General features: G+C 70.1%; 14 protein-coding genes. 8 read left to right on the top strand and 6 right to left on the bottom strand.

The genetic code is table 11. From position 1 onward, the window contains the following. Positions 1 to 36: 36 nt before the first annotated feature. Positions 37 to 675: a Maf family protein gene (locus tag AB663_RS15615; RefSeq protein WP_067202870.1), complete on the bottom strand. Its 639-nt coding sequence runs from the start codon at positions 673 to 675 to the stop codon at positions 37 to 39. 23 nt (positions 676 to 698) lie between these two features. On the opposite strand from AB663_RS15615, the gene AB663_RS15610 reads away from it, so the two are divergent. The 5 genes from AB663_RS15610 (at position 699) to AB663_RS15590 (ending at position 6,341) form a co-directional block, all read left to right on the top strand. Then, positions 699 to 1,943 (top strand): class I SAM-dependent RNA methyltransferase, encoded by a 1,245-nt coding sequence (locus AB663_RS15610; RefSeq protein WP_067201302.1) that lies wholly within the window; start codon positions 699 to 701, stop codon positions 1,941 to 1,943. A gap of 60 nt (positions 1,944 to 2,003) precedes the next feature. Beyond that, entirely contained in the window at positions 2,004 to 2,666 is a 663-nt protein-coding gene (locus AB663_RS15605; RefSeq protein WP_067201299.1) for a response regulator transcription factor, read from the top strand. Then, complete coding sequence (locus AB663_RS15600; RefSeq protein ID WP_067201296.1) at positions 2,656 to 3,891, top strand: hypothetical protein; 1,236 nt, start codon at positions 2,656 to 2,658, stop codon at positions 3,889 to 3,891. Before AB663_RS15605 ends, AB663_RS15600 begins: the two co-directional genes overlap by 11 nt. Next, positions 3,888 to 4,898 carry a hypothetical protein gene (locus tag AB663_RS15595; protein ID WP_232304573.1) on the top strand — a complete coding sequence of 337 codons (1,011 nt, stop codon included), beginning with the start codon at positions 3,888 to 3,890 and terminating at the stop codon, positions 4,896 to 4,898. The genes AB663_RS15600 and AB663_RS15595 overlap by 4 nt, the downstream gene beginning before the upstream one ends. A gap of 219 nt (positions 4,899 to 5,117) precedes the next feature. After that, positions 5,118 to 6,341 (top strand): ROK family transcriptional regulator, encoded by a 1,224-nt coding sequence (locus AB663_RS15590; RefSeq protein ID WP_232304572.1) that lies wholly within the window; start codon positions 5,118 to 5,120, stop codon positions 6,339 to 6,341. Positions 6,342 to 6,534: 193 nt separating this feature from the next. On the opposite strand, the gene AB663_RS15585 is transcribed toward AB663_RS15590, so the two are convergent. The 4 genes from AB663_RS15585 to AB663_RS15570 form a co-directional block, all read right to left on the bottom strand. Then, positions 6,535 to 6,759: an acyl-CoA carboxylase subunit epsilon gene (locus tag AB663_RS15585; RefSeq protein ID WP_067201290.1), complete on the bottom strand. Its 225-nt coding sequence runs from the start codon at positions 6,757 to 6,759 to the stop codon at positions 6,535 to 6,537. After that, entirely contained in the window at positions 6,756 to 8,345 is a 1,590-nt protein-coding gene (locus AB663_RS15580; RefSeq protein ID WP_067201287.1) for an acyl-CoA carboxylase subunit beta, read from the bottom strand. The genes AB663_RS15585 and AB663_RS15580 overlap by 4 nt, the downstream gene beginning before the upstream one ends. Next, positions 8,342 to 9,358 (bottom strand): hypothetical protein, encoded by a 1,017-nt coding sequence (locus tag AB663_RS15575; protein ID WP_067201284.1) that lies wholly within the window; start codon positions 9,356 to 9,358, stop codon positions 8,342 to 8,344. Before AB663_RS15575 ends, AB663_RS15580 begins: the two co-directional genes overlap by 4 nt. Positions 9,359 to 9,433: 75 nt before the next feature. Beyond that, positions 9,434 to 10,126, bottom strand: a complete 693-nt coding sequence (locus AB663_RS15570; RefSeq protein ID WP_067201281.1) for a phosphocholine cytidylyltransferase family protein — start codon at positions 10,124 to 10,126, stop codon at positions 9,434 to 9,436. Between the two features lie 251 nt (positions 10,127 to 10,377). Between AB663_RS15570 and AB663_RS15560 the strand changes: the two genes are divergently transcribed. The 3 genes from AB663_RS15560 to AB663_RS15550 are packed head-to-tail and all read left to right on the top strand — an operon-like array spanning position 10,378 to position 14,051. Continuing rightward, positions 10,378 to 12,204, top strand: a complete 1,827-nt coding sequence (locus AB663_RS15560) for an ATP-binding cassette domain-containing protein (RefSeq protein ID WP_232304571.1) — start codon at positions 10,378 to 10,380, stop codon at positions 12,202 to 12,204. Next, on the top strand, positions 12,180 to 13,745 hold the full coding sequence (locus tag AB663_RS15555; protein ID WP_067201271.1) for a hypothetical protein: 1,566 nt from the start codon (positions 12,180 to 12,182) through the stop codon (positions 13,743 to 13,745). Before AB663_RS15560 ends, AB663_RS15555 begins: the two co-directional genes overlap by 25 nt. Positions 13,746 to 13,784: 39 nt before the next feature. After that, the gene (locus AB663_RS15550; RefSeq protein ID WP_067201268.1) at positions 13,785 to 14,051 is read left to right on the top strand and encodes a DUF3039 domain-containing protein; all 267 of its coding nucleotides are present in this window, start codon (positions 13,785 to 13,787) and stop codon (positions 14,049 to 14,051) included. Positions 14,052 to 14,063: 12 nt separating this feature from the next. Here the strand turns inward: AB663_RS15550 and AB663_RS15545 are convergent, their stop codons facing one another. Further along, positions 14,064 to 15,389, bottom strand: a complete 1,326-nt coding sequence (locus AB663_RS15545) for a nicotinate phosphoribosyltransferase (protein WP_067201264.1) — start codon at positions 15,387 to 15,389, stop codon at positions 14,064 to 14,066. Between the last annotated feature and the right edge of the window lie 35 nt (positions 15,390 to 15,424).

Genomic DNA, 15,424 nt, shown 5'->3' with positions numbered 1-15,424 from the left:
TCTCCACAAGAAAGCCGGGGAAACATCTGGGGGAGTCTACGACCACAGATCGGTCCACCGGACGCCCAGGTCGGCGGCGAGACGGCGGACGGTCGACAACGACATCCCCACCACGGTCGACGGATCGCCCTCGACACGCGTGATGAAGGCACCGCCCAGGCTGTCGACGGTGAAGGCTCCGGCCACGTGCAACGGCTCGCCGGAGGCCACGTACGCGGCGATCTCGCCATCCGAGACGTCGTCGGCGAAGGTCACCGCTGCGTGTGCGACCGCCGTCACCTCCACCGGCTCGGCCCCCGGAGTCAGGCGGTACACGGAATGCCCCGAGTGCAGGATGCCGGTGGCGCCCCGCATCTCCTGCCAGCGCCTGGTGGCCTCCTCCGGCGTATACGGCTTGCCGTACACCCGGCCGCCGAGGGCGAACATCGAGTCACCGCCGATGACGAGGCCGTCGAAGTCGCCGTCGGAGGCGAGCCGTCGCGCCGCGTCGGCCGCCTTGGCCCGAGCCAGCAGCAGCACGAGCTCCTCTGGCGCCAGCTCGGCGCCGCGCTCTTTCTCGGCGGCGGCCGCGACGGCGTCCTCGTCGACCTCCGGGGACATCGTCATCGGTTCGATCCCGGCCTGACGCAGGAGCATGAGCCGGGCGGGCGACGTGGAGGCGAGGCAGACGCGCATGTCATCCACCGTATCCTCGAAGGATGACTTCTTCGGCGGGGACCGTGCTCGAGCTGGACATCACGGGGATCGCCCACGGCGGGATCTTCGTCGCCCGGCACGAAGGCCGCGTCGTCTTCGTCTCCGACGCGATCCCGGGGGAGCGGGTGCGGGCACGGGTGACGGAGTCCGGCGACGGCAGGAGCTTCTGGCGGGCCGAGACTATCGACGTCCTCGAGGCGTCCCCCCACCGCCGGGCCCACGTCTGGCCGGAGGCCGACCTCGACCACGATCCGGCGGAGCGGCCGGGCGGCGCGGACCTCGGGCACATCGACCTGGGCCACCAGCGTTCCCTCAAGAAGCAGGTGCTGGCGGAGGCCCTCGACCGGTTCGCCGGCGGAGGTCTCGACGCCCCGGACGTGGAGGCCGTCGACGACTCCGACGGCACCGGGTGGCGCACGCGTGTGCGGCTGCACGTCGACGACGACGGCGTGGTCGGCCCGTTCGCGGCGCGCAGCCACCGAGTGATCCCGGTCTCCACGCATCCGCTGGCCCGTCCCGCGGTGGCCGAGGTCGCGTCGCAGGTGACGGGCCGCCCTGGATCGATCGACCTCGTGGAGCCGGGTGATGGACGGGTGCGCATCCTGCGGCGGGAGGACGGCGGAACCTCGTGGGCTCGCGGACGCTCCCCCCGACGGCGCTCGCAGGCCTCGAAGGCGCATCCCGAGGTCGTGTACGAGGCGGTGGGCGATCGGCGCTTCGCCGTCGATGCGAACGGCTTCTGGCAGGTGCATCCGCGCGCGGCGGCAGTGCTCGACGGTGCGGTGCGTGACCTCCTGGCAGGCAGGGTCGACCCGTCGGCGACGCACTACGACCTGTACGGCGGCGTCGGGCTCTTCGCCGCCGCGCTCGGGGAGCTCGGCGGGTCCGAGGTCGTCACGGTCGAGTCGAGCCCACGCGCGACCGGGCATGCACGCGAGAATCTCGCAGACCTCGGGGTGCGGGCCGTCACGGCGCGCGTTGACCGCTTCCTCTCCGGTCTCCCCAAGGGTGGTCGCGCGGGAGCCGTCGTGCTCGACCCGCCCCGGTCGGGGGCAGGGCGGGCGGTCGTGGAGTCGCTCGACGCCCTTCGACCCGACGCGATCGCGTACGTCGCGTGCGATCCCGTCGCCCTCTCGCGCGATCTGGGGACGTTCCGCGGCCTCGGCTGGGATGTGGCGGCGCTGCGCGCCTTCGATCTCTTCCCGCACTCCCATCATGTCGAGGTCGTCGCCCTCCTCACCCGCTGATGCCTGCCCCCCGCCCAGCGGGTAAGTCAAGGAACCGGACGAACTCAGTAGGCTGGGCGGATGAGCAGGGTGGCACTCATCGATGACCACGAGTCCGTCCGTCTCGGCCTCGAGGCCGCATGCGCGCGGGACGGCGGCGAGACGGTCGTGTTCTCCGGCAGCACTGTCGCGTCGTACATCGAGTGGCGCGCCGCGTCAGGCGAGCCCCCGGCCGACGTCGTCGTGCTGGACCTGACGCTCGGCGACGGCACCACCGTCACGGAGAACGTGACATCCCTCGTCGCCGACGGCGCCAGCGTCGTCATCCACAGCGTCGCCGACCGACCGGCCGCGGTACGAGAAGCGCTCGCGGCCGGAGCGGCGGGGGTCGTGAGCAAGTCCTCGGCGCTCGACGACGTGCTCGACGCCATCCGCACCGTCGCGCAGGGCGAGGCGCTGAACAACGTCGAGTGGGCCAGCGCGGTCGACGGCGACCGCGACTTCGCCGACGCGCAGCTCTCGGCGCGCGAACGCGAGGTGCTCCGGCTGTATGCGACGGGCCTCCCGCTCAAGGCCGTCGCCGAGCGGCTCGGCGTGGCCTACTCCACGGCCAAGGAGAACATCTCCCGCATCCGCGTCAAGTACGTCGGCGTCGGCCGCCCCGCCTCGACGAAGGTCGATCTGCTGCGACGGGCGATGGAGGACGGCATCGTCACGTCGGACGGGATGCCGAGTGCCCGCTGAGCCGCTCAGCATCCGCGACGCCTGGAGCAGGATCCCCTCTCCGGGCGGCGTTGGGGCCGAGTCCGAGCGCTTCACCGGCAAGCGGATGGAGCGGATCCTCGCGACCGTCGTGGCGATCGGCTCCGCCGTGCTCGGGGCCCAGGCCCTGGTCGCGGCGATGTCCACGCTGTCGCGAGCCGACGCGCCGCACATCACGATGCTCCTCGTCGTCTTCGTCCCGCTGGCGGCGATGCTGCTCGCCTGCCTCATCGGCCGCGGGGTGCGCATCGCATCCGGAATCTTCGCGGTCGTGTACGTGCTCGCGCTCGCCGCCTGGCCGGCCGTCGTCGACCCGGCCGACAAGATCGCAGCCGATCAGCCCTGGATCTTCTTCCTCGTGAACGTGGGCGTCGTCGCGGCGCTTCTCGCCTTCCCCCTGCCGCTGCAGTTCGCGTGGTCGGTCGGAGTGCCGTTCATCTACGGCTACGTCCGTCTCGTGCAGGGGGAGTTCTCGCGGGCGTTCTGGGTGACGACGGCCTTCGACGTGTCGTTCACGCTCATCCTCGGGATCGTCATCGTGTCGCTGGGCTGGATGTTCCGCTCCGTCGCCGCCGGGGTCGACGAGGCGCGCGGGCGGGCCGTCGCATCGTACGCCGAGGCCGCAGCCGCGGCGGCTGCGGAGGAGGAGCGCGTGGCGATGTCCGCGCTCATGCACGACAGCGTGCTGGCGGCGCTCATCGCGGCGGAGCGCGCCGAAGGAGAGCGCGCGCGCGACCTCGCCGTCGCCATGGCCCGCGAGGCGCTCACCCGGCTCGCCAACACCGAGGCGGCGGTCACCCAGGAGGGCAGTGACGAGCCCGTCTCCACCGCGCAGATCGTCGTGGAGCTGCGCAGGGCGCTCTCGGAGCTCGGCGCCGACGCCATCGTCGAGGAGAGGGGAGGCGTCGGGCTGGTTCCCGGCCGAGCAGCGCGCGCGCTCGTGCTCGCGGCACGTCAGGCGCTGGGCAACGCGGTCACGCACGCAGGAGGGCGAGGCCTGCACATCCTCGCCGAGGGAAGGGGCGACGAGGGGATCCGCGTGACGATCAGCGACACCGGTCCCGGTTTCGACCTCGAGTCGATCGGTCCCGATCGACTCGGCATCACGGCGTCGATCTTCGCCCGGATGGCAGCCGTCGCCGGAACGGCCGACATCGACTCGGGTGACCAGGGCACCACCGTCGTCCTCGGATGGGACCGCTCGTGAACCGCAGTGTGCGCAGTGTGGCGACGTTCCTCGCGATCGGCTTCGCGATGTACTTCGCGGCACGGGCCGTCTGGTGGATCGAGCAGCCGACGGCACCGCTGCTCCTGGTGGCGGCGATCGGCATCTTCCTCGTCGTGGTCGACATCGCGATCCTCTGGGACTCGGCGACGAGCGTGCGCATGCCGCTGTGGACGGCGCTGCTCTCGCTCGCGGCATCCGTCGTCATCCCGAGCCTGGCGACGCATTCCCTCGACCCCGCGTCGCGCACCGCGCCCTTCGCGACGTGGTACATCGGTGCGCTCGGCCTGCTCGGCGTCATCTGCGTCGTGCGTCGGCGGCCGGTCGTCGCGGTGCTCATCATCGGAACCCTCACGGCGCAGTCATGGCTGCATCTGGGGATCGCGGCGGCGCTCTCCCTCGGTCTGGTCGGTTCGATCATGTGGGTGGCGGTCGCGTGGCTGCTGGTGATGTTCTGGGACAGGGCGGTGCGCGATACCGAGCGTCTCGCCGACATCCAGCAGGCGGTATCGGCGTGGGATGCGACGCAGCAGGTCCGCCAGCGGGAACGCCGCCTTCGCACCCAGTTCGCGCTCGGAGTGGCCGGGCCGGTGCTCAGCCGCACGGTCGCGTCGCACGGCATCCTCGATGAGCAGGAGCGCCTCGAGGCGCGCCTGGCCGAGGGGCGTCTCCGCGACGAGCTTCGCGGCGGTGATCTGCTCAACGATGCCGTGCGCGACGCGATAGCCGACGCCCGCCGCGACGGGGTGGTGGTGACGGTGTTCGACGAGGGTGGTCTGGATGGCATCGAGGAGAAGCGGCGCGCGGAGATCCGCGATGAGCTCGCCGAGGTTCTGCGCGGCGCCGTGTCGCGGCGTCTCATCATCCGGGCGGCGCGGGATCCGCGCATCGCGGTCACCGTCGTCGGCCGTGCTGCGGCCGGGTCTGCCCGAGACGACGACGCCGTCGACCTCTGGCACGAGATCCCGAGGGAACGACAGGGACGATGAGAAGAGAGTGGGCGAGGGGCGGCGAAGCCGCCCGCCCCTCGCCGTGCGGCACAGTTACCCGAAAACTGTCCGCTGATGGCCGGTCGGCGTCTGCCTACCCTGGGACAGAGCGACCAGCCGAACGCGAAGCGTCACACTCAGTTTCACGTTTCCGCCGACGTTTGTCTGTAGGTATTTTGGGGGACACGATGTCGACCAAAGATGGGCGAGGATGAGACGATGGGCATGCGTCGCGGCACCAATCTTCCCCGTATGGGCGACTTCAACCAGTCGGTGATCCTCGAGACGATCCGCCGCTCGGGCCAGGGGATGAGCAGGATCGAGCTCTCGGAGGCCACCGGGCTGTCGGCGCAGACCGTCACCAACATCACGCGTCGACTGCTCGACGAGGGGTTCATCGAAGAAGCCGGGCGCACCATCACCGGGCCGGGGAAGCCGCGAGTGATGTTGCGGCTCGTGCCGCACAGCCGCTTCTCGATCGGGGTGCACCTCGATCCGTCGGTGATCACCTTCGTCCTCCTGGATCTCGCGGGGACGCCGGTGCGGCGTCGCGTTGCGCACACGCCTGCGACCGAGCCCCAGCGCATCGTCGCGGCGATGGCGGAAGCCGTCGGCGCGCTCATCGCGGATGCCGGGGTCGATCGCTCCGCGATCGCGGGGGTCGGCGTGGCGGCGCCGGGTCCGCTCGACGCGGCGAAGGGCACGGTGATCGACCCGCCGAAGCTCGACGGCTGGCATCGGGTGCCGTTGCGCGCCGTGCTCGCCGAGGCGACCGGTCTCGCTGTGACCCTCGAGAAGGACACGACGGCGGCCGCGGTCGGCGAGCTCTGGATGGGCAGGGGCCCCGCCGATGAGTCCTTCCTCTTCGTGTACCTCGGCACAGGTGTCGGCGCATCGCTCGTCAGAGCGGGGGAGCCCATCCCCGGCAGCTCCCGCAACTTCGGCGAAGTCGGTCACATCATGGTCGACCCGTACGGGCCGCGATGCACCTGCGGTTCGCGCGGATGCGTTGAGGTCGTGTGCACTCCGCAGGCGATCGTGGAGCAGGCGCAGCGGACAGGAGCCCTTCCGGGCCGCGACGACGCCTCCACGGTCGAGGAGCTCTTCACCGATCTGTGCGAACGCGCGGATCGCGGAGAAGCGCCAGCTCTGGATGCTCTTCGTGCGGCGGCGCGGAATCTCTCCGTGCTGATCGCTGCTCTGAGCAACGTGCTCGATGTCGACCGCGTGGTCCTCGGCGGCCCGTTCTGGTCTCGCGTGTCCGGCGTGTACCTCGACGTGATCCCCGGGGAGCTGCACGGGCGCAGCGCCACGCGCGGGCTGCGGGCCATTCCCGTCGACGGGTCGGTCGTCGGCGACGACGTCGGCGCGGTGGGTGCCGCGTGCGTGGTGCTGGACTCCGTGCTCACGCCTCGAGCGACCGATCTCTATCTCGACGACTGACCGCGATGTCCCGCCGCAGATCGGCGACCTTGATCGTCTCTTGAGCAATATCTCTAATCGATGTAGTATTGGCCTGCGCCGATCTGGGGTGATGCGTGGCTGTCTCGACGGCATCAATCGGCGAGTTCGTCTGCGTGATCCGTGAGCTGGGGGGCTCACGGATCCGCAGGCATTTCGGGAGTGAACCCTCGGCTCAGCCGGCGAAGCGACCCCAGGGGATGTCCCGCCGCAACGGCGTGCGCAGCGGGCGCTGTGTGCGCGTCCACGCCGACACGCGCGGCTCGGGCGCGACGGCATCCGCCTCCTCCTGCGCGTACGCGTCGCTGACCACGGCGATCAGCGCGGCGAGCTCCTCTTCCGTGGCGGTCCCGCGCACGATCTCGATCGTCGGAGGACGCTGCTGGTCGTGCGCGCTCACAGCGGGATGTTCCCGTGCTTCTTCGGCGGCAGCTCTGCGCGCTTGCCCCGAAGCGCGCGCAGCGCCTTCGCGATCGAGACCCGCGTGTTCGCCGGCTCGATGATCCCGTCGATCTCACCGCGCTCCGCCGCGAGGAACGGGCTCGTCACGCTGTACGTGTACTCGTTGGCCAGCTTCGTGCGCACGGCCGCGACGTCCTCACCAGCCTCCTCCGCCCGCTTGATCTCGCCGCGATACAGGATGTTGACCGCACCCTGTCCGCCCATGACCGCGATCTCGGCCGTGGGCCAGGCGAGGTTCACGTCGGCGCCCAGCTGCTTGGAGCCCATCACGATGTACGCGCCGCCGTACGCCTTGCGCAGGATGACCGTGACCAGGGGCACCGTCGCCTCGGCGTAGGCGTAGATGAGCTTGGCGCCGCGGCGGATCACGCCGGTCCATTCCTGGTCGGTCCCGGGGAGGTAGCCCGGCACGTCGACGAGGGTCACGATCGGGATCGAGAACGCGTCGCAGAACCGCACGAACCGGCTCGCCTTCTCGCCGGCCTCGATGTTCAGCGTTCCGGCCATCTGCGACGGCTGATTGGCGATGATGCCGACCGAGCGTCCCTCGACCCGCCCGAAGCCGATCACGATGTTCGGGGCGAACAGGGGCTGCACCTCGAGGAAGTCGCCGTTGTCGACCACGTGCTCGATCACCGTGTGGATGTCGTACGGCTGGTTGGGGGAGTCGGGGATGATCGCGTTCAGCGAGCGGTCGGCATCCGTCGTCTCCCACTCGAACGCGCCCTCGTAGCCGGGGACCTCCGCCATGTTGTTGTCTGGCAGGTAGCCGAGCAGCGTGCGGGCGTAGTCGATCGCATCGTCCTCGTCTTCCGCGAGGTAGTGGGCCACACCGGAGCGGGTGTTGTGGGTGAGCGCGCCGCCGAGCTCCTCCATGCCCACGTCCTCGCCGGTGACCGTCTTGATGACGTCGGGGCCGGTCACGAACATCTGACTCGTCTTGTCGACCATGATGACGAAGTCGGTGAGCGCTGGGCCGTAGACGGCGCCACCGGCCGCCGGACCCATGATGATCGAGATCTGCGGGATCACGCCGGACGACCGCGTGTTGAGGCGGAAGATCTCGCCGTACTTGCTGAGGGCGAGGACGCCCTCCTGGATGCGCGCGCCGCCGGAGTCGAGGATGCCGATGATGGGCATGCCGCCCTGGAGCGCGAACTCCATGATCTTGATGATCTTGTCGCCGGAGACCTCGCCGAGCGAGCCGCCGAACGTGGTGAAGTCCTGCGAGTACACGGCGACGGTGCGTCCGTGGATGGTTCCGACGCCCGTGACGACGGAGTCGCCGTACGGGCGGTTGCGGTCCATGCCGAAGGCCGTGGTGCGGTGACGCACGTACTCGTCGAACTCTACGAAGCTGCCGGGGTCGACGAGCAGCTCGATGCGCTCGCGCGCCGTCATCTTGCCTTTGGCGTGCTGCTTCTGCTGCGCGATCTTCTCGGCGTCGACAACGGCTTCGTTGTAGCGAGCGCGGAGGTCTGCGATTCTGCCGGCGGTGGTCGAGAGTTCGGGCTTTTCCGTCACGGATTCCACCCTAGCGGCGGGTCGGCCGGGACCGTTGGATGCTCGACACAACGGGGCGGCGGTTCCTTTGGCGCAAGGGCACCGTCGGAGACCGCTCCGTCCGCCTCCTCGCTCCGGCGACGGCGGCCTATCCCGGCTATCTGGCGCCCCGCCCATCCGGCGCCCCGCACCGCCGTCCCGGCCGCACCGGCCACGGCGCTTCCCAGGAACTGCGCGCCGTGGAGCATCCGCTGTTCGATCTTCTCGGCACCGTCTGCCGGCTCGAGCTCTGCCGGAAGCTGCGCGGGTGGCGGCCCGAAGGCCTTGTGCGACGTGGTGAGCACCCGCCGCCCCAGGATGTGGTTCCCGGCTCCTCCGATCGCCGCTCCGACGCCGAAGGGGAGCGCCTTGCCGAGGAACGAGGCTCCTCCGCGTGCGGCGAACTGCTTCATGAACATGGCCTTGAGGCGGTCGACCACGGGGCCGACGGCTGCCCGCGGAAGCGACTTCGTCACGAGCTCGCCCCAGTACGACGAACGTGTGGCCCCTCGGCCCGTCGCCTGGCCTGCGAGCTGGCTGATGAGGGCGACCCCCTCTTTCCCCAGCATGAGGGTCATCACCAGGGCCCGTGCCCTGTCGGGGTCGGCGACGACGATCCCGTGCACCTCCGCGACCGACTGGGCGAAGAGAGCGGTCGATTCCACGAAGCCGAGGGTCTCGACGCCGGACAGCGCGAGCGTCACGCCGGTCCCGATACCTGGTACGACGGCGGTGGCGCCGACGGCGGCGCCTCCCGTCGTCACGGCGGCCAGGTACCGGCGTTCGAGGATCCTGATGATCTCGGTCGGTGTGGCGTGCGGATGCCGGAGGCGGATGCTGCGGATGTGGGCGAGCACGAGCGGACGCTGGATCGACAGCACGCGATCGAGGCCTCGGATGACGAGGGGATGCTCCTGCGACCCGACCGGCGGGATGCCCGTGTCCCAGGGAGCGTCGTCGGGCAGGGAGTGGATCTTGTGCACCTTTTTCCCCATGCCGAGATCCTAGGCGGATGATCCGCGAAAACGCCGAGAGCCCGCCCCGTGACGGGGCGGGCTCTCGGCGTTCGGTCAGACGAAGAGGTTCGCGCGCTCGAGGTCCTCGGCGAAGTCGATCTCGACCGCGTACAGGTCGGAGACGTCCATGGGCTCGAGCAGCAGGCCGTCCTCTGCGATGGCCAGCTCGAGACCGCGCTCGAAATAGTCCTGGTCGTCGACGCGCTGGAGCTGGCGCATGAAGGCCTTCTTGTGCGTCGAGGAGATGTAGTTGATGCCGACGGCCTCGCCCAGGCCGCCCTTGACCGTCTTGGAGAGCTCCTTGATGTAGCCCTCGGCGGTGACCGTGTACTTCACCTCTTCGTCGCTGACCTTCGCGGTGTTGACGGTGACGAACGACTGATCGCGCTCGATGTACGACGCCGCACGGCCGAGGATCATCGGGTCGAAGACCACGTCGCCGTTCATCCACAGCACGCCGGACTTGCCGGTGGCGGCCAGCGCGCGAAGCAGGCTCTTCGACGTGTTGGTCTCGTCGTAGCGCTCGTTGTGCACGTAGTTGACGTCGGGGAAGGCCTCGATGATGGTCTCGGCGCGATAGCCGACGACGGTGGTGATGCGGGCGTCGGAGCCGAAGGCGGCACGGATGTTGTCGTGCTGCTGACGCATGATCGTGCGGCCGTCGCTGAGTTCGGTGAGCGGCTTCGGCAGCGCTCGACCGAGGCGCGAGCCCATTCCGGCTGCGAGGATGACGGTCTGAAGAGTCACGAGAGCTCCTAAAGGAAGGTGTGTTCACGGTCGGTTCACCGACCAGACACTTCGTCGTGCCGCTCTCATGGTAGCGATCGAGCCTGGGAAGCCAGGGGGAGTCGTCGTCCCGTTGTCAATTCGTGACCGAGTACACACCCAACACTCAGAATCACATCGTGACCTGCCGTGCGGTGCGAACGCATGGCGCAAGAAGGGTGAATTGTTGCGGTTCTCCGGGCAAACGGAGGGCCCGTTGATACCGTAGTCCGGTGACTTCTCCCTCCGACGACCGCACCGAAGAGGTGGCTGACGCCGCGATCCCGCCCGCGAAGACCTCGCCGGCGAGGAAGGCTCCCGTGAAGAAGCCGCCGGTGAAGCGCGCCCCGGCGAAATCCGCGGGCGAGAAGGCCGCTGCAGCAGCGGAGGCTGTCGCCGAATCGACGGCGGAGGCGCAGACCGCCACCGCGAAGCCCGCCGCGGCGAGGGCACGTGCGAGCAAGCCGTCGGCGGCGGCCGCGAAGGCTGCGGCGGCGAAGAACACGGCCGGCGGCGCCAGGTCGAAGACCGCCGCCGCGTCGAAGACCGGTGCAGGGAGCGCGACAGGGTCGAAGGCCGCCGCGTCGAAGTCGACTGCCGCGAAGAGTGCGTCGTCGAAGACCGCGGCTGCGTCGAAGACTGCGGCTGCGTCGAAGACTGCGGCTGCGTCGAAGACTGCGGCTGCGTCGAAGACCGCGGACCTGAAGGCCGCTGAGCCGAAGACGACAGGGGCGAAGACGACCGGGGCGAAGACGACCGGGTCGAAGGCGACGTCGTCGAGGACCGCGGGCACGAAGGCGACCGGGAGGTCCACGTCGACGGCGGCTGCGGCCAAGACCGCCGCTGTGAAGTCCGCGGCCGAGAGATCCGCGGCAGCGAAGTCGACGGCGCGTGCTGCCGCCGCCCGCGCGACGTCGGCGAAGGCCGCGGCGGCCAAGGCAGCAGCGGCCAAGGCGACGGCCGCGCGCGCAGCGGCATCCGACTCGTCCGCCACCGACGAGGTCGCTCCGCCGAAGGCGCAGCCTTCGTCTGAAGCGGCGCTCGTGGGGGCCGCCGAGGAGTCGCAGCGGGCGGCTGCGACCTCCGACGGGACATCCGCTGAGACCACGCCTGCCGAGACCGCGCCTGCTGAGACCGCGCCTGCCGAGACCGCGCTCGCTGAGACCGCGCCTGCCGAGACCGCGCCCGCTGAGACCGCGCTTGCCGAGACCGCGTCTGCTGAGGGTTCTGAGGATTCCGCCGAGACGGCGAGGGATGCTGTGGAGCCGACGTCAGCCGATGAGCGCGGCGAGACGTCTGCTGCCGAGGCCATCCGCATCCGCGGTCTCGTGAAGACCTTCGGCGACCACGTCGCCGTGAACGGCATCGATCTCACCGTGCCGGCCGGCTCGTTCTACGGCATCGTCGGCCCCAACGGCGCAGGCAAGACCACGACCCTCTCGATCGTCGCCGGGCTCCTGCGTGCTGACGCAGGCGATGTGACGATCTGCGGTGTCGACCAGACGTCGAAGCCGCTCGCAGCCAAACGGATGATGGGCGTGCTTCCCGACCGTCTCCGCACGTTCGATCGGCTGACCGGCCGCCAGCTGCTCTTTTACTACGGTCTGCTCCGCGGGCTCTCCGCCGACGTCATCGAGAAGCGCGTCGCCGACCTCGCCAGAGCCTTCGACCTTGCTGACGCGCTCGGCCGTGTCGTCTCGGACTACTCCGCGGGGATGACGAAGAAGGTCATGCTCGCCGGGGCCATGATCCATTCGCCGCGCGTCCTCGTGCTGGACGAGCCCTTCGAGGCCGTCGATCCGGTGTCGTCCGCGGTGATCCTCGACATCCTCCGCGCCTATGTCGCCCACGGCGGTACAGTGATCCTCTCCAGTCACGGCATGGACCTCGTCGAACGGGTGTGCTCGCGTGTGGCGATCATCGTCGGCGGCTCCGTGCTCGCAGAGGGCACCATCGACGAGGTGCGAGCGGGCCAGAGCCTCGAGGCGCGGTTCGTCGAGCTGTCCGGCGGCACGGGAGAGGTGGAGGGGCTCGAGTGGCTGCACACATTCTCCGACTGAGAGCAGCCCTGCTGGTGGGCGCGCTGCGCGACCATCGCAGGGGGCGTACGCTCGTGCTGCTCGCCGTCGTGATCGCGCTCACGACTGTCGTCTGCCTCGCCGTCCTCAGCCTGGACCATGCTCCGGTCGCCGTCGGACGCACCGTGGTGGTGCTCGGCAGCGCCGCGATCCTGCTGGGATTCCTCGTGGGCCCCGTGCTCGTCGGCGCTGTGGACCAGCTCGACCCGCGGCGTTTCGGGGTGTTCGGCGTCGATGAGCGCCAGATGCCCTGGATCTTGACCCTGGCGGCGTTCGTCAGCGTCCCCAGCATGGCGCTCGTCGCCGTGACCGTGTGCGTGTGCATCGTCGCGGTGCGGCTCGGCGCACCGTGGCCCGCAGCCATCGCCATGAGCGTGGTGGGAGCGATGACCACGGTGCTGGCGGCGCGCATCGGCATGGCGATCAATGCGCTGCTCCTCCCCGAGCGCAGGTCGCGAGAGCTCACCGCGCTGTTCGCGCTCGCGCTCATCGTCATCGCGTTCCCCGTCGCCGTCTTCCTCGCCTCGCTCAAATGGGACGGGCACGTCCCCGCAGCCGTGGCGTCGATCACGGCGACCGTGGGGCTCACGCCCCTCGCCGCCCCATCGGGCTTCCTGTTCGCATCCGCCGCGGGAGACGCGGCCGGCGCCTGGGCGAGCGCCGTCATCGCGGTGCTGACCGCTGCGGCTCTCTGGCTCGTCTGGAGCTGGCTCGTCCGCCGCCTGCTGACGACGACGGAGCGACCCGTCGCCTCGCGCGAGCGCACCGGGCTCGGCTGGTTCGGGCTGATGCCGTCGGATGCCTTCGGCGCGATCGCCGCCCGCAGCCTCGTGTACTGGCTTCGGGACCGGCGGTACATCATGAACCTCGTCGTCGTCCCCGTCGCGGGCGTGCTCACGGTGCTGCCGCTGCTGGTCGCCGGAGTCCCGCTCGAGATCGCCGCGCTGGTGCCCGTGCCTGTCATGGCCCTCTTCTTCGGCTGGCTGCCGCACAACGACGTCGCCTACGACTCGACGGCGCTGTGGACCCACGTGGCGAGCGGCGTGCGCGGGGTTCCTGATCGTCTCGGCCGGCTCGTCCCCGTGTTCATCGTGGCGATCCCGGTGCTGGCGGTGGCGGTTCCCATGACGATGCTGTGGATCACCGACTGGCGTCTGCTCCTTCCCTTGACCGGCCTCGCAGCCAGCCTCCTCCTCTCCGGGCTCGGACTGTCGAGCATCGTGTCGGTGGTGGCTCCGTATGCGGTGTCGCGTCCGGGCGACAGCCCGTTCCAGCAGCCGCAGCGGCCGACGTCGAGGGGCGTCTACGGACCCGCCGCGGCCTTCCTGGGCGCCATCGCGCTGAGCGCGCCGACCATCTGGCTGTTCGTCCTCACCGCTGTCGAGGGAGAGCAGTTCGCGCCTGCGACGCTGTGGGCCGGCATCGCCACCGGCGTCGGCGTGTTCGTGATCGGCGTAGCCCTCGGCGGGCGGATCTTCGAACGCAGCGGCGAGCGTCTCATGGAGTTCGTCGAGACGGCGTGACAGCGCCCGTACGGCCCCGCACACGGCTAGAATCGCGGAATGAGTACTCCGCTGGACAGCCCCGATCAGGGCGGCGTGGCAACGCTTGATCGCGAACTGGAAGAGCTCCTCCGGGAGGAGAATCTCGAACCGGGCGACCACGAGCGCTTCTCGCACTATGTGAAGAAGGACAAGATCCTCGAGTCGGCCATCACCGGCAAGCCGGTGCGTGCGCTGTGCGGCAAGAAGTGGACCCCGGGGCGCGACCCCGAGAAGTTCCCGATCTGCCCGACGTGCAAGGAGATCTACGAGTCGATGGTCGCCTGACCGGAGCCCCGGTCAGCGCAGCTCGACGAACTCCGTCGGGATGGCGGGGTCGGACTTGCTGAGTGCGAGGGCCCGCACGGGGAGCTCCTCGCGCACGCGCAGGTGATGAGCGCGGGCGGATGCCGTGCCGTCGACGCCCTCGTAGGCGGTGTCGATCTCCCCCTCCTCGACGAGCGTGACCTGCAGAGGGCGGCCGTCCTGGCGCTCGGCCGGGGCGTCGAGGTTCTCGAACCCGTCGGCGACGACGACCGTCTCAGACACGGCCACGCCGTCGGCCAGCGTCCGGAACGCCGCCTTGCGGCCGCCGTGCGAGGCCTTGTCGGCGGAGGCCTTGGCCACCGCGATCCACGCGCCCGACGCGTCCTGCCGTGCGACGAGCTTGTACACCATGCTCGCCGTCGGGTAACCGGAACCGGTGACGACCGAGGTGCCCACACCGTAGGCGTCGACGGGCGAGGCGGCCAGCGCCGCGATGGCGTACTCGTCGAGATCGCTCGTGACCGTGATCTTCGTCGCCGTGGCGCCCAGTTCGTCGAGCTGCGCCCGTACCTCGGCGGCGACGATGGGGAGGTCTCCGGAGTCGATGCGCACTCCGCCGAGCTGCGTGCCGGCCACGCGGATCGCCGTCTCCACGCCCGCGCGGATGTCGTAGGTGTCGACGAGCAGCGTGGTCTCGGTGCCGAGACTGTCGATCTGCGCGCGGAACGCATCCTCCTCCGTGTCGTGCAGAAGTGTCCACGAGTGCGCTGCCGTGCCCATGGTGGGGATGCCCCACGTGCGGCCGGCCTCGAGGTTGCTCGTCGCGCCGAACCCGGCGATGTAGGCGGCCCGCGCCGCCGCGACGGCCGACTGCTCGGCGGCCCGGCGCGACCCCATCTCGGCGAGCGGCCGGTCACCGGCGGCGATGCTCATGCGGGAGGCCGCGGTGGCGACCGCCGAATCGTGATTGAGCACGCTCAGGGCGAGGGTCTCGAGCACCACCGCGTCTGCGAAGGTCCCCTCGACCGTGAGGATGGGAGAGCCGGGGAAGTACAGCTCGCCCTCGCGGTAGCCACGGATCGACCCCGTGAAGCGGTAGTTCTCGAGATACGCCAGCGAGTCCGCGTCGACCACGTCGTTGTCGCGGAGGAAGCGCAGCTCGTCGTCGCCGAAGCGGAACTCCCGCAGCAACGAGAGGAACCGCCCCGTGCCCGCCACGACGCCGAAACGGCGGCCTCCGGAAAGGCGGCGCGAGAACAGCTCGAAGACGCTGGGTCTGGAGGCGGTCCCGTCGCGGAGCGCTGCGGCGAGCATGGTGAGCTCATAGCGGTCGGTCAGGAGCGCCGTCGAGGTCGTCATGCGCTCAGCCTAGCGACGCGTGAGGCTCGGCGAGC

Origin of the sequence: Microbacterium sp. XT11 (genome assembly GCF_001513675.1) — a bacterium.
GTDB lineage: Bacteria > Actinomycetota > Actinomycetes > Actinomycetales > Microbacteriaceae > Microbacterium.
This window is presented reverse-complemented; position numbering and strand designations above follow the sequence as displayed.

Bases quoted from the DNA above. Each gene is read 5' to 3' on its own strand.
- AB663_RS15615 (WP_067202870.1), bottom strand. From the start codon at position 675: ATGCGCGTCTGCCTCGCCTCCACGTCGCCCGCCCGGCTCATGCTCCTG.
- AB663_RS15610 (WP_067201302.1), top strand. From the start codon at position 699: ATGACTTCTTCGGCGGGGACCGTGCTCGAGCTGGACATCACGGGGATC.
- AB663_RS15605 (WP_067201299.1), top strand. From the start codon at position 2,004: ATGAGCAGGGTGGCACTCATCGATGACCACGAGTCCGTCCGTCTCGGC.
- AB663_RS15590 (WP_232304572.1), top strand. From the start codon at position 5,118: ATGGGCATGCGTCGCGGCACCAATCTTCCCCGTATGGGCGACTTCAAC.
- AB663_RS15575 (WP_067201284.1), bottom strand. From the start codon at position 9,358: ATGGGGAAAAAGGTGCACAAGATCCACTCCCTGCCCGACGACGCTCCC.
- AB663_RS15550 (WP_067201268.1), top strand. From the start codon at position 13,785: ATGAGTACTCCGCTGGACAGCCCCGATCAGGGCGGCGTGGCAACGCTT.
- AB663_RS15545 (WP_067201264.1), bottom strand. From the start codon at position 15,389: ATGACGACCTCGACGGCGCTCCTGACCGACCGCTATGAGCTCACCATG.